The 13,909-nt window shown below is 61.0% G+C and carries 12 protein-coding genes and 1 pseudogene; 7 read left to right on the forward strand and 6 right to left on the reverse strand.

The window, feature by feature from the left end; all coding sequences use genetic code 11:
- Positions 1-25: 25 nt before the first annotated feature.
- A complete protein-coding gene (locus tag GKKCFE_RS24960; protein ID WP_047226155.1) occupies positions 26-271 on the reverse strand; it encodes a DUF1127 domain-containing protein in 246 nt (81 codons plus the stop codon).
- Between the two features lie 179 nt (positions 272-450).
- Between GKKCFE_RS24960 and GKKCFE_RS24965 the strand changes: the two genes are divergently transcribed.
- Both GKKCFE_RS24965 and GKKCFE_RS24970 read left to right on the forward strand, forming a co-directional pair.
- Complete coding sequence (locus GKKCFE_RS24965) at positions 451-1,884, forward strand: aminotransferase-like domain-containing protein (RefSeq protein ID WP_047226156.1); 1,434 nt, start codon at positions 451-453, stop codon at positions 1,882-1,884.
- A 61-nt stretch (positions 1,885-1,945) separates the two neighbouring features.
- A complete protein-coding gene (locus GKKCFE_RS24970; protein ID WP_047226157.1) occupies positions 1,946-3,511 on the forward strand; it encodes a phospholipase D family protein in 1,566 nt (521 codons plus the stop codon).
- Between the two features lie 40 nt (positions 3,512-3,551).
- Here the strand turns inward: GKKCFE_RS24970 and GKKCFE_RS24975 are convergent, their stop codons facing one another.
- Together GKKCFE_RS24975 and GKKCFE_RS24980 are read right to left on the reverse strand one after the other, a co-directional pair.
- Positions 3,552-4,694, reverse strand: a complete 1,143-nt coding sequence (locus GKKCFE_RS24975) for an MFS transporter (RefSeq protein ID WP_047226158.1) — start codon at positions 4,692-4,694, stop codon at positions 3,552-3,554.
- Positions 4,695-4,881: 187 nt separating this feature from the next.
- Positions 4,882-6,375 (reverse strand): aldehyde dehydrogenase, encoded by a 1,494-nt coding sequence (locus tag GKKCFE_RS24980; RefSeq protein WP_107321363.1) that lies wholly within the window; start codon positions 6,373-6,375, stop codon positions 4,882-4,884.
- Positions 6,376-6,619: 244 nt separating this feature from the next.
- Here GKKCFE_RS24980 and GKKCFE_RS24985 point away from each other — a divergent pair, with 244 nt between their 5' ends.
- Entirely contained in the window at positions 6,620-6,982 is a 363-nt protein-coding gene (locus GKKCFE_RS24985; RefSeq protein WP_076383089.1) for a cupin domain-containing protein, read from the forward strand.
- Between the two features lie 204 nt (positions 6,983-7,186).
- On the opposite strand, the gene rpmG is transcribed toward GKKCFE_RS24985, so the two are convergent.
- Complete coding sequence (gene rpmG / locus GKKCFE_RS24990; RefSeq protein WP_003177274.1) at positions 7,187-7,342, reverse strand: 50S ribosomal protein L33; 156 nt, start codon at positions 7,340-7,342, stop codon at positions 7,187-7,189.
- Between the two features lie 11 nt (positions 7,343-7,353).
- Positions 7,354-7,587, reverse strand: coding sequence for a 50S ribosomal protein L28 (gene rpmB / locus GKKCFE_RS24995; protein WP_003229474.1), 234 nt, complete (start codon positions 7,585-7,587; stop codon positions 7,354-7,356).
- A gap of 436 nt (positions 7,588-8,023) precedes the next feature.
- Between rpmB and GKKCFE_RS25000 the strand changes: the two genes are divergently transcribed.
- The gene (locus GKKCFE_RS25000) at positions 8,024-9,610 is read left to right on the forward strand and encodes an ABC transporter substrate-binding protein (protein WP_445577223.1); all 1,587 of its coding nucleotides are present in this window, start codon (positions 8,024-8,026) and stop codon (positions 9,608-9,610) included.
- 134 nt (positions 9,611-9,744) lie between these two features.
- Here GKKCFE_RS25000 and radC read toward each other — a convergent pair whose 3' ends face one another.
- On the reverse strand, positions 9,745-10,419 hold the full coding sequence (gene radC, locus GKKCFE_RS25005) for a RadC family protein (RefSeq protein WP_047226162.1): 675 nt from the start codon (positions 10,417-10,419) through the stop codon (positions 9,745-9,747).
- Positions 10,420-10,564: 145 nt separating this feature from the next.
- On the opposite strand from radC, the gene coaBC reads away from it, so the two are divergent.
- From coaBC to GKKCFE_RS25020, 3 genes and pseudogenes are all read left to right on the forward strand, one after another.
- Positions 10,565-11,773 carry a bifunctional phosphopantothenoylcysteine decarboxylase/phosphopantothenate--cysteine ligase CoaBC gene (gene coaBC, locus GKKCFE_RS25010; protein ID WP_047226163.1) on the forward strand — a complete coding sequence of 403 codons (1,209 nt, stop codon included), beginning with the start codon at positions 10,565-10,567 and terminating at the stop codon, positions 11,771-11,773.
- Between the two features lie 5 nt (positions 11,774-11,778).
- A complete protein-coding gene (gene dut, locus GKKCFE_RS25015; RefSeq protein WP_047226164.1) occupies positions 11,779-12,234 on the forward strand; it encodes a dUTP diphosphatase in 456 nt (151 codons plus the stop codon).
- Between the two features lie 251 nt (positions 12,235-12,485).
- Positions 12,486-13,889 (forward strand): annotated as a pseudogene (locus GKKCFE_RS25020) (phosphomannomutase/phosphoglucomutase); the annotation flags it as partial.
- Positions 13,890-13,909: the final 20 nt, after the last annotated feature.

Below are 13,909 nucleotides of genomic sequence, written 5' to 3' on the forward strand. Positions count from 1 at the left end.
AGCAGTTTTCAGGCCCGGTACCGCTTCAAAGCCGCCAGAACGGCTTCAAGCCCTCCTCCCGCGCCTGCTCTCGGCTCAGCCCGATATCACGCAACTGTTCGGGTGTGAGCTCCAACAAGGCCTTGCGTGTATGCAGACGACGCCAGAACAGGGCCCAGCGGCTCAGGCTGGACGGGGCACTGTGCAACATCGCATTGCGTAGCTCCTTTTCCTGCCCCGCCGCCAGTTCCTGGCTGTGTAACGTCAGCCGCACATCGCTCAAGCCGTTCATTTTGATCGCTCCTGTTTACTTGGGTAGCCAGAGCTTTCATGATGCGCGGACGGCCAGAATCAATACAGATTCAAACAATGTGTTTTCCATGCATACAGATTGCGGCTTTTCGACACTGAATTGTCTTTTTCCGCCGCAACTGTATTGGTTACCGTTGTCCACTTCATCGAGAGCGCGCCATGACCCTTTATGTGAACCTCGCCGAATTGCTCGGCACCCGCATCGAACAGGGCTTCTACCGTCCCGGCGACCGGCTGCCGTCAGTGCGCGCGCTGAGCATGGAGCACGGTGTCAGCCTGAGTACGGTGCAGCAGGCCTATCGCGTGTTGGAGGACAGCGGGCTGGCGATGCCAAAACCCAAATCAGGGTATTTCGTACCGGCCAGCCGTGAACTGCCGGACCTGCCGGTAGTGGGTCGCCCAGCCCAACGACCGGTGGACATCTCCCAATGGGACCAGGTGCTGGAGCTGATACGCTCGGTACCACGCAAAGACGTGGTGCAACTGGGCCGAGGCATGCCGGATATCAACTCGCCGACCATGAAACCGCTGTTGCGCAGCCTCGCGCAGATCAGCCGCCGGCAAGACATGCCGGGCCTGTATTACGACAACATCTACGGCAACCTCGCGTTGCGCGAACAGATCGCTCGCCTGTCGCTGGACTCGGGTTGCAAACTGGGAGCCGGCGACCTGATCGTCACCACGGGCTGTCACGAAGCGCTGTCGGTCAGCATCCGCGCCACCTGTGAACAAGGCGATATCGTCGCGGTGGACTCCCCCAGCTTTCACGGCGCCATGCAAACCCTCAAGGGCCTGGGCATGAAGGCCCTGGAAATCCCCACCGATCCGCTGACCGGCATCAGCCTGGAGGCCCTGGAGCTGGCGCTGGAACAGTGGCCCATCAAGGCCATACAGTTGACGCCCAGTTGTAACAACCCGCTGGGCTACATCATGCCCGAGGCCAACAAACGCGCGTTGCTGACCTTGGCGCAGCGCTTCGACGTGGCGATTATCGAGGACGATGTGTATGGAGAACTGGCCTACACCTACCCGCGGCCCCGCACGATCAAATCCTTCGACGACGATGGCCGCGTCCTGCTCTGCAGTTCTTTTTCCAAGACACTGGCACCGGGTTTGCGAGTGGGCTGGGTCGCACCCGGCCGCTATCTGGAACGGGTGCTGCACATGAAATACATCAGCACCGGCTCCACCGCACCGCAACCGCAGATAGCCATTGCGGAGTTTCTCAAGGGCGGACATTTCGAACCGCATTTGCGGCGGATGCGCAGCCAATACCAACGCAATCGCGACGTCATGATCGACTGGGTCAGCCGCTATTTTCCAGCGGGTACTCGCGCCAGCCGCCCACGCGGCAGCTTTATGCTCTGGGTCGAACTCCCCGAAGGCTTCGATACACTCAAGCTTAATCGGGTCCTGCATGACCAGGGCGTGCAGGTGGCGGTCGGCAGCATATTTTCCGCCTCGGGCAAGTACCGCAATTGCCTGCGCATGAACTACGCTGCCAAACCAACGGCACAGATCGAGGACGCCGTCCGCAAGGTCGGCGCCGCGGCCATTGCGTTGTTGAACGAAACCCGACTCGACGCCGTCTGAGCTTTACTCAGGGAAGCAGCACCCACAAGCCGATCAACGCAAACAAGCGGAACGAGCCTACGTGAGACCCAGACCCATCCTGCCTGTGCTCCTGCTAGTCGCCTCGCTGCTGGGCGGCTGTGCCAGTTTTGACATCACCCGCGAACCTTCCCAGGCACTCCCGGCGACCGAATCTTCGTTCGGACGCTCGGTACAGGCCCAGGCCGCTCCACACGAGGGACGCTCGGGTTTCCGCCTGCTATCTGACAGTACCGACGCCTTCTCCGCCCGGGCCGAGTTGATCCGCAACGCCCAAAGCAGCCTGGATTTGCAGTACTACATCGTTCATGACGGCATCAGCACGCGAATGCTGGTGGATGAATTGCTCAAAGCCGCCGACCGCGGCGTACGCGTGCGCATCCTGCTGGATGACACCACCAGCGATGGCCAGGATCAGATCATCGCGACCCTCGCCGCTCATCCGCGGATCCAGATACGCCTGTTCAACCCACTTCATCTGGGGCGCGCCACCGGGGTAACCCGCAGCCTCGGGCGGCTGCTCAACCTCTCATTGCAACACCGGCGCATGCACAACAAGCTCTGGCTGGCGGACAACAGCATGGCCATCGTCGGCGGTCGCAATCTGGGGGATGAATATTTCGACGCCGAACCCAACCTGAACTTCACCGACATCGACCTGCTTGGCGTTGGGCCGGTGGCCGAACAATTGGGGCACAGCTTCGACCAATACTGGAACAGCGCCCTGAGCAAACCCATCGAACAATTCCTGTCCCGTCGGCCAACCCCCAAGGATCTGGCCAACAGCCGCCTACGCCTGCAAGAGTCACTGGAGCAGACGCACAAGGAAAATCACGCGCTTTACCAGCAGTTGACCTCCTACCGGACCCAACCGCGCCTGGACATCTGGCGCAGGCAATTGATCTGGGCCTGGAACCAGGCGCTGTGGGATGCACCCAGCAAAGTACTGGCCAGGGATGAGCCTGACCCGCAGTTGTTGCTGACCACGCAATTGGGCCCGGAGCTGACGGGGGTCAGTGAAGAACTGATCATGATTTCGGCCTACTTTGTACCCGGCCAGCCAGGGTTGGTCTACCTGACCAGCCGCGCCGATGCCGGAGTGGCGGTGAGTCTTTTGACCAACTCCCTGGAGGCCACCGACGTACCGGCGGTGCACGGCGGTTACGCGCCGTATCGCAGGGCTTTGCTGCAACATGGGGTGCGGCTGTACGAATTGCGTCGCCAGCCCGGGGACACGGGTGGCAGCCCCCATTTGTTCTACAGCAAGTCCTACGGCGAATCGGACTCCAGCCTGCATAGCAAGGCGATCATCTTCGACCGGAAGAAATCCTTCATCGGCTCGTTCAATTTCGATCCGCGTTCAGTGCTGTGGAACACCGAAGTGGGGGTCTTGGTCGACAGTCCCGAACTCGCCGGCCAAGTGCGCGAACTGGCCTTGCAGGGCATGGCACCGGCCCTGAGTTACCAGGCCCGCCTGAAGGACGGGAAGCTGATATGGACCACCGAAGACAACGGCCAACTGCATGACCTGGACCGCGAACCCGGCAGTTGGTGGCGCCGCTTCAACGCCTGGTTCGCCACCACCGTTGGGCTGGAGCGAATGCTGTAGAAGCCCCGGGTTCAGCACGTTTCCCAAGGCTTCACTTTGTTCAGGCAGGTTGCGTGGCGCCAAACGCCCCTTGGCGCAACAACAGAACCACCAAGCCGAACGCTCCCGCGGCCATGAACAAGGGCAGCGCATGCCCACTGATCCATTGACTGCCCGCCCCCGCCGCCAGTGGGCCAATCAGGCAACCGATCCCCCACAACTGGGCAATATGGGCGTTGGCCCGCACCAGTGCATCGTCGCGATAACGCTCGCCGATCAGGATCAGTGACAAGGTGAACAACCCGCCTGCGCTGGCTCCAAACAGCACCCACAGTGGCCAGATCAGCAAGGTATCGATCAGCAGTGGAACCGCCAGGCTCGACAGCATCAGCGCCACCGCACAGCCAGTGAACAACGACCGGCGCGACAGGCGGTCCGCAAGAGCGCCAATGGGCAGCTGCAGCAAGGCATCACCGACCACTACCGTGCTGACCATCGCCAGCGCAATGTCGGCGCTGAAGCCCTGACGCAAACAGTAAACCGGCAACAAGGTCAGGATCATTGCCTCGAACGCCGCGAACAACGACACCGCCCAGGCGATTGCCGGCAACCCACGACAAAACGCCCATAGATCCTTGAAAGTGACGCTGCAGGCTTCACTGCTGGGCGCACCGCTGCGCCCCAGCAACAGCAACGGCGAAACCAGCAAAAGACCGACACCCACCCAAAAGCCATAATCGTGATCAGTCCCCAGCGCACCCAGCAGCAACGGACCAGACAACTGACTCAGGGCGTAACTGCTGCCGTACAACGCCACCAACCGTCCGCGCCATTGTTCGATCACCAGTTGGTTGATCCAGCTTTCACCCAGAATGAACACCAGGGTCAGGACGACGCCGATCATCAGCCGCAGCACCAACCAGACCGGATAACTGGGCAACAGCGCCAGCAACCCGATGGACACCGCCCCACCCCACAGGCACAAGCGCATCAACGCCGCCGTGCCGAACCGCGCCGCAAGCCGACTCGACACCTTGGCCCCGACCAACACCCCAACGGCCGGCATGGCGGCCATCACCCCGATGGCAAACGAACCATAACCCCAGCCTTCCAGACGCAGCGACACCAGCGGCATGCTCACGCCCAGCGCCAAGCCGACACTCAGGACAGATGCCAACACGGCGAAATAGGTCGCCCAACGCATTTCCACGCTCCTGTGGATAGTTATCGATTTTCAGGCCCCACAAAACACTGTGGGAGCGAGCCTGCTCGCGATAGCGGCGCAACATTCAACAGAGTCGTCGACTGTCACACCGCTATCGCGAGCAGGCTCGCTCCCACAGGGGACCAGCACTGCATGCAGCCCCGAACAGGATCCGGGGCCGCCCCTGTCAGAGCTTGATCCAGGTCGCCTTCAGCTCGGTGTACTTGTCGAACGCATGCAGCGACTTGTCGCGGCCGTTACCCGACTGCTTGAAGCCGCCGAACGGTGCGGTCATGTCGCCGCCGTCATACTGATTGACCCAAACGCTGCCAGCACGCAGCGCCTTGGCGGTCAGGTGAGCCTTGGAAATGTCCTTGGTCCATACCGCCGCGGCCAGGCCGTACGGCGTGTCGTTGGCGATCTGGATGGCCTCCTCGGCGGTATCGAAAGCGATGACCGACAGCACCGGACCGAAAATCTCTTCCTGGGCGATTTTCATGGCGTTGCTCACCCCGTCGAAAATCGTCGGCTCGACATAGGTGCCGCCGGTTTCTTCGAGGATCCGCTTGCCGCCGGCCACCAGCTTGGCGCCGTCGCTGTGACCGGCCTCGATGTAGGACAGCACGGTGTTCATCTGCTGGGTATCCACCAGGGCGCCGACATTGGTGGCCGGGTCCAGGGGGTTGCCAGGTTTCCAGCCCTTGAGCGCTTCAATCACCAGCGGCAGGAAGGTGTCCTTGATGGAACGCTCCACCAACAGTCGCGAGCCGGCGGTGCAGACTTCGCCCTGGTTGAAGGCAATGGCGCTGGCGGCGGACTCGGCGGCCGCTTGCAGGTCCGGGGCATCGGCGAACACGATGTTCGGGCTCTTGCCGCCGGCTTCCAGCCAGACACGCTTCATGTTGGACTCGCCCGAGTAAACCATCAGTTGCTTGGCGATTTTGGTGGAACCGGTGAACACCAGGGTATCGACATCCATGTGCAGGGCCAGGGCCTTGCCAACCGTGTGGCCGTAGCCCGGCAGCACGTTGAGCACGCCCTTGGGAATACCGGCCTCCACTGCCAATGCGGCAATGCGGATAGCGGTGAGCGGGGATTTTTCCGACGGCTTGAGCACCACCGAGTTACCGGTGGACAGCGCCGGGCCGAGCTTCCAGCAGGCCATCATCAGTGGGAAATTCCACGGCACGATAGCGCCTACGACGCCCACCGGTTCACGGGTCACCAGGCCCAACTGATCGTGGGGGGTCGCGGCCACTTCATCGTAAATCTTGTCGATGGCTTCACCGCTCCAGCTCAACGCTTGAGCTGCACCGGGAACATCGATATTCAAGGAGTCGCTGATCGGTTTGCCCATGTCCAGGGTTTCGAGCAGCGCCAGTTCTTCGGCGTTCTGCTTGAGCAGGCCGGCAAAGCGAATCATGGTCGCTTTACGCTTGCTCGGCGCCAGGCGCGACCAGACACCGGAGTTGAAGGTGGCGCGGGCGTTTTCGACGGCACGTTGGGCGTCGGCGACGTCGCAACTGGCGATCTTGCCCAGCACACGGCCATCCACCGGGCTGAGGCAGTCAAAGGTTTCGCCGGACACCGCATCGGTGTATTCGCCGTTGATGAAGGCACGGCCTTCGATGGTCAGGTCGCGGGCGCGTTGTTCCCAGTCGGCACGAGTCAGGGTGGTCATGCGAGTGTCCTCCTCTTATTGAGTACGAACGCCACGCGATGCGCAGCGCTCCACGAATTCTGCCCGGCCGGCCTGTTTTCGGCGCTGTTTTCGGCGCGGGGCACCCGCCACCCTAAACCAGCGGCTGGTAATGTTTCAATATATTTGACACAACGCTAGCAAACGGCCTTGCGATGTTCGTTTTAATAAACATAGACTTTGGCTCTTCCAGCCATTCGCGCCGTCATTACCGGAGAATTGCCGCATGAGCATCCAGGACATCGTCGATTTCAGTCAGGCCAGTACCACCGCCGAACGCTATCGCCCGGACGCAGCCAAGGTACTCAAGGGTGATCCCGAACAAACGGTGTTCAACCACTACAGCAGCCCTTGCGGGCAAATGAATGCAGGCGTGTGGGAAGGCGCGGTCGGCCAGTGGACGGTCAACTACACCGAACATGAATACTGCGAGATCGTCCAGGGCGTTTCCGTGCTGCGGGACAATGATGGCAATGCCAAGACCCTGCGGGCCGGTGACCGCTTCGTGATCCCCGCGGGGTTCACGGGCACTTGGGAAGTGTTGGAGGCGTGCCGCAAGATTTATGTGGTGTTTGAACAGAAGGTTTGAGGATTTGCATCGTTAGACCTGGCCTCATCGCGAGCAGGCTCGCTCCCACAGGGAATGGTGCTTGCCTGGAACTCGAGCGTTACGCAGCGCCAATGTGGGAGCGAGCCTGCTCGCGATGAGGCCCCAACAGGCAACAAAAATCCGGCAACAAAAAAGGCCCGTATCTTGCGATACGGGCCTTTTTCGTAAGAAGGGAAAAATCAATTACTTGATTTTGCCTTCCTTGTAGATCACGTGCTTGCGAACAACCGGATCATATTTCTTGATCTCGATTTTGTCCGGGGTAGTACGCTTGTTCTTGTCGGTAGTGTAGAAGTGACCAGTACCGGCGCTCGAGATCAAACGAATCAATTCACGCATGATTAGCTCCCTTAAATCTTGCCATCGCGGCGAAGTTCGGCGAGCACGACACTGATGCCACGCTTGTCGATGATACGCATGCCTTTGGCAGATACGCGCAGACGCACAAAACGTTTCTCTTCTTCAACCCAGAAGCGGTGATGCTGCAGGTTCGGCAGGAAACGACGACGGGTTTTGTTGTTTGCGTGGGAAATGTTATTCCCAGTCACCGGACCCTTACCGGTAACTTGACAGACTCTCGACATGCCTCAGCCCTCTAAAACCACATGCCCAACCCGGCATGGGTTGGCCGCTTAATCTCTCAGTCATTTGGCGCCAGGCGCCGCGTTTCTTTAAGGGTCTTACCGGCTACACCTACAGTGAAGGAACCGGGCCCCTAGAAAAGAGCGCTGCTTTATACCAGAAAGACCACAGTGCAACAACTGCCGGTGTGATTTGTCTTCGTTGGAAAGCGACGCGTAACGCCCCCGAACGGCTGGGGCACAGGCTGGCGCCGCCTTTGACCGCTCGTCGCTGCAGGCCGGTTTTTTTAACCGATGCCGAGCTTGAGCCGTTAATACAGCGTCGCAGGGTGCCGGAAAATGCAAAAAGGGGATAGTCATTTTCCAACGAGGCCACTAGGGTAGGTCTTTTCCAGACTGCACATGCAGATGGGCCTTCGACTTGCACAGGAAACCGACCATGCGCCTCGCTGCCCTCCCACTGTTGCTCGCCCCTCTGCTGATCAGCCCGCTGGCCCAGGCCGCCGCCCTGAGCGTTTGCACCGAGGCCAGCCCGGAAGGATTCGATGTCGTTCAGTACAATTCGCTGACCACCACCAACGCATCCGCCGACGTGCTGATGAACCGCATGGTGGATTTCGACACCGCCAGCGGCAAGGTCATCCCCAGCCTCGCCGAGAGCTGGGAAGTCTCGTCCGATGGACTGACCTACGTGTTCAAGCTGCGCCCCCAGGTCAAATTCCACCGGACCGAATACTTCACGCCGCGCCGCGATCTGACCGCCGAGGACGTCAAGTTCAGCTTCGAACGCATGCTTGACCCGGCAAACCCTTGGCACAAAATCGCCCAGAGCGGTTTCCCCCACGCCCAGTCCATGCAGCTACCGAGCTTGATCAAGAAAATCGACGCGCTGGACCCGCTGACCGTGCGCTTCATCCTCGATCATGCGGATTCGACCTTCCTGGCCACCTTGAGCATGGGCTTTGCCTCCATATATTCGGCCGAATACGCCGATCAGTTGATGAAAGCCGGTACGCCAGAAGCACTCAACAATCAGCCCATCGGCACAGGCCCGTTTATTTTCAACCGGTTCCAGAAAGACGCTTCGATTCGCTACAAGGCCAACCACGACTATTTCGCTGGCAAGCCCCAGGTGGATCCGCTGATCTTCGCCATCACGCCGGACGCGAATGTGCGCCTGCAAAAACTGCGGCGCAACGAATGCCAGATCGCCCTGTCACCCAAGCCGCAGGACGTCCAGGCCGCCAGGCAGGAGCCAACGTTGAAAGTGGCGCAGACCGACGCCTTCATGACCGCGTTCGTGGCGATCAACAGCCAGCACCCGCCCTTCGACAAACCCGAGGTTCGACAAGCCGTCAACCTGGCCTTCGACAAGGCCAGCTACCTCAAGGCCGTTTTCGAGGGCACCGCCGAAGCGGCCAAGGGCCCCTACCCTCCGAACACCTGGAGCTACGCCAAAAACTTGCCCGGTTACGCCCATGACCCGGCCAAGGCCCGTGATCTTCTGGCCAGGGCCGGTTTGAAGGACGGCTTTCAGACCACCATCTGGACCCGCCCTTCCGGCAGCCTGCTGAACCCCAACCCCAGCCTGGGCGCGCAGTTGCTGCAGGCCGACCTGGCGCAGATCGGCATTCAGGCCGAGATCCGCGTGATCGAATGGGGCGAACTGATCCGTCGCGCCAAGGCCGGCGAACATGACTTGCTGTTCATGGGCTGGGCCGGTGACAACGGTGACCCGGACAACTTCCTCACGCCGCAGTTTTCCTGCGCGGCACTCAAGTCCGGCACCAACTTCGCCCGTTATTGCAACCCGGACCTGGATAAAGTGATCAGTGCCGGCAAAACCACGAGCGAGCAGGGCGTGCGCACCAAACTCTATGAGCAGGCCCAGGCGCAGATCCAGCAACAGGCCCTGTGGCTGCCCCTGGCGCACCCGACCGCGTTCGCCCTGACCCGCAAGGATGTGCAGGGTTACTCGGTCAGCCCGTTTGGGCGGCAGGATTACTCCAAGGTCAGTATCAAGTAACCACTGCCAGCCCCCCCTGTGGGAGCAAAGCTTGCTCGCGATGACGTCGTTACATACAACACTTCTGTTGGCTGTAAAACCGCTATCGCGAGCAAGCTTTGCTCCCACAAGGGATTATTCAAGCCTGACCGTGGCTACATCCACCCATACTCCGCCATGGACAGCGGCTCACCATCGCCGACGATGAAGTGGTCGAGCACCCGCACATCGATCAACTCCAGTGCTTCCTGAAGCCGCTCAGTGAGTACCCGGTCGGCCTGGCTGGGCTCGGTGTTGCCGGAGGGGTGGTTGTGGCACAGGATCAACGCTGCGGCGTTATGGGCCAGGGCGCGCTTGACCACCTGCCGGGGATAGACACTCGCGCTGTCGATGGAACCGCGAAACAACGCCTCATACGCCAGCACCCGATGCCGGGAATCGAGGAACAGACATCCAAACACTTCATGAGGCTCGTGACGCAACATGGCCTTGAGGTAGTCCCGCACGGCCAGCGGGCTCTCCAGCACCGATTCCCGCCGCAAATTTTCGGCCAGATGCCGACGCCCCATCTCCAGCACGGCCTGCAACTGCGCGAATTTCGCCGGGCCCAGCCCCAGATGTGCGTTGAAGGTACGCAGATCAGCCTCGAGCAAAACCCGCAGGCCACCAAATTGATGCAGCAGATGTCGCGCCAGGTCCACGGCGCTTTTACCCGACACACCCGTGCGCAAGAAAATCGCCAAAAGCTCGGCGTCCGAAAGACTCGCCGATCCCAACTCCAGTAACCTCTCCCGTGGCCGCTCGGCCACCGGCCAGTCGCGAATACTCATAGCATCTCCCTGATTGTGGGCGCCGCTGTTCCGTAGCGGTCGCTGTGATATCGTAGCCCATCTTTTTTGCAGGCGATTTGCACCCAGGCAGGCTGCTGCCGAGGGGTTCGTCCTGCACTGACCATTGAAATCGAAAGGCAGGCCTATGCAGCGGCTGTATCGGAAACGCATCGTTCTGGGCGTCGGCGGCGGCATTGCCGCCTACAAGAGCGCCGAGCTGGTCCGCAGGCTTATCGACCAGGGCGCGGAAGTACGGGTCGTCATGACTCGCGGCGGCAGTGAATTCATCACCCCGCTGACCATGCAGGCCCTGTCCGGGCACCCTGTCCACCTGGATCTGCTCGACCCGGCGGCCGAAGCCGCCATGGGTCATATCGAACTGGCCAAGTGGGCCGACCTGGTGCTGATCGCCCCAGCCACGGCCGACCTGATCGCCCGCCTGGCCCAAGGCATCGCCGATGATTTGCTGACCACCCTGGTGCTCGCCACCGACGCCGTGGTTGCCCTCGCCCCAGCCATGAACCAGGCCATGTGGCGCGATCCGGCCACCCAGGCCAATCTGCAATTGCTCCAAAGCCGCGACCTGAAAGTCTTTGGCCCGGCTTCCGGCAGCCAGGCCTGCGGCGATGTCGGCATGGGACGCATGCTCGAAGCCAACGACCTGGCCCAGTGCGCCGCCGACTGCTTCCAGCGCCAGGCACTGACCGGCAAGCATGTGCTGATCACCGCCGGACCGACCCAGGAAAACATCGACCCGGTGCGCTACATCACCAACCACAGCTCCGGGAAAATGGGCTTCGCCCTGGCCGAAGCCGCCGTGGAAGCCGGCGCCCGGGTCACGCTGATCACCGGCCCCGTGCATTTGCCGACCCCTGATCGGGTGACCCGCATCGACGTGGTCAGCGCCCGGGACATGCTGGCGGCCTGCGAAGCGGCTATCCCGTGCGACCTGTTCATCGCCTCGGCGGCGGTGGCGGACTACCGCCCCGAGGTAGTCGCCCCGCAAAAACTTAAGAAAGACCCTACGAGCGGCGACGGCCTGCTACTACAAATGGTGCGCAACCCGGACATCCTCGCGACCATCGCCACCCGCCCGGACCGTCCGTTCAGTGTCGGCTTCGCCGCCGAAACCGAGCACCTGCTCGATTACGCCGCGCGCAAGCTCAAGGACAAGAACCTGGACTTGATCGTCGCCAACGACGTCGCCAACCCGAGCATTGGCTTCAACAGCGAAGAAAACGCCTGCAGCGTGATCGACCGCCAGTTGCATGCCACCCTTTTCGCCCAGACCAGCAAGAGCAAGATTGCCCGCCAGCTGATCACTTTTATCGCCGAACGGCTGAACCAGGTTTAATTGACATGCACGCTCTACAAGCCAAGATCCTCGACCCTCGCATCGGCACCGAATTCCCGCTGCCGCATTACGCCACACCGGGTTCCGCCGGCCTCGATCTGCGGGCCATGCTCAAGCAGGACACCGTCCTGGAGCCCGGCCAGACCCTGCTGATCCCAACCGGCCTGTCGGTGTACATCGGCGACCCGGGCCTGGCTGCGTTGATCCTGCCGCGCTCGGGCCTGGGCCATAAGCATGGCATCGTACTGGGCAACCTGGTGGGCCTGATCGACTCCGATTACCAAGGCGAACTGATGGTGTCGTGCTGGAACCGTGGTCAAACGGCATTCAACATCGCCGTGGGCGAGCGCATCGCCCAACTGGTGCTGGTACCGGTGGTCCAGGCGCACTTCGAACTGGTGGAAGAATTCGACGAGAGCCAGCGCGGCGCTGGCGGCTTCGGGCATTCCGGCAGCCACTGATCCAGCAGTTTCAGGCCGGGCGTCTCGCCCGGCCCCTTTATTAAGCTTCTGTTTCAGGACGAAAAATGCCCACAGGCTGGCTGCAGGGTTTCCCACTTGGAATCAATGTATTAGGCGATAGAGGCGAGGTAACGCTGTCTCATGGCACTTTCCCACCACGAACTCTCTGCCAAAAACGCCGTCATACCCTTCAGTTTGAGCCTGCCGACGCGAACCGTCGGCCTGTCCAGTCATCTTCCTGATAGAGCGCCCCGCCCATGAACACCCCAGCCGCAATCGCCCCAATTTTTCCTGATAGCATCTTCCGCGCCTACGACATCCGTGGCGTGGTACCGGAGACCCTCACCGCCGAAACCGCCTATTGGATCGGCCGCGCCATCGGCTCCCAGAGCCTGGCCCAGGGTGAACCGAACGTGTGCGTCGGTCGCGATGGTCGCTTGTCCGGCCCCGAGCTGGTTGAACAATTGATCAAAGGGGTTGCCGACAGTGGTTGCCATGTCAGCGACGTGGGCCTGGTGCCGACGCCAGCGCTGTACTACGCCGCCAACGTGCTGGCCGGTAAATCCGGCGTGATGCTCACTGGCAGCCACAACCCGTCGAACTACAACGGCTTCAAGATCGTCATCGCCGGCGACACCCTCGCCAACGAGCAGATCCAGGCCTTGCACACCCGCCTCAAGACCAATGACCTGAGCAGCGGCCAGGGCAGCGTCACCAAGGTGGACATCCTGGGGCGCTACAACGATGAAATCGTCAAGGATGTGAAGCTCGCCCGCCGCCTGAAAGTGGTGGTCGATTGCGGCAACGGCGCGGCCGGCGTGATCGCCCCACAACTGATTGAAGCCCTGAACTGCGAAGTCATCCCGCTGTTCTGCGAAGTGGACGGCAACTTCCCCAACCATCACCCGGACCCGGGCAAGCTGGAAAACCTGCAAGACCTGATCGCCAAGGTCGAGGAAACCAACGCCGACCTGGGCCTGGCCTTCGACGGCGACGGCGACCGCGTGGGCGTGGTCACCAACACCGGCAGCGTCGTGTTCCCGGACCGCTTGCTGATGCTGTTCGCCCGTGACGTGGTGGCGCGCAATCCGAACGCCGAAATCATTTTCGACGTTAAATGCACCCGCCGCCTGGTGCCGCTGATCAAGGAATACGGCGGTCGCCCACTGATGTGGAAAACCGGCCACTCGTTGATCAAGAAGAAAATGAAAGAGAGTGGCGCCCTGCTGGCCGGCGAAATGAGCGGCCACATCTTCTTCAAGGAGCGCTGGTTCGGTTTCGACGACGGCATCTACAGCGCCGCACGCCTGCTGGAGATCCTCAGCAAAGAGAAATCCACGGCCGAAGAGCTCTTCGCGACCTTCCCGAACGATATTTCTACGCCGGAAATCAATATCCATGTGACCGAAGAGAGCAAATTCAGCATCATTGATGCACTGCACGACGCTCAATGGGGCGAAGGGGCCGAACTGACCACCATCGATGGTGTGCGGGTCGACTATCCCCAAGGCTGGGGCCTGGTTCGCGCATCCAACACCACGCCGGTGCTGGTGCTGCGTTTCGAAGCCGACAACGAAGCCGAACTGCAGCGCATCAAGGATGTGTTCCACACCCAACTCAAACGTGTTGCACCTGATCTTCAACTACCGTTCTGATTTTTGAAGCACCACCGGAG

Source organism: Pseudomonas sp. E141 (assembly GCF_052659885.1).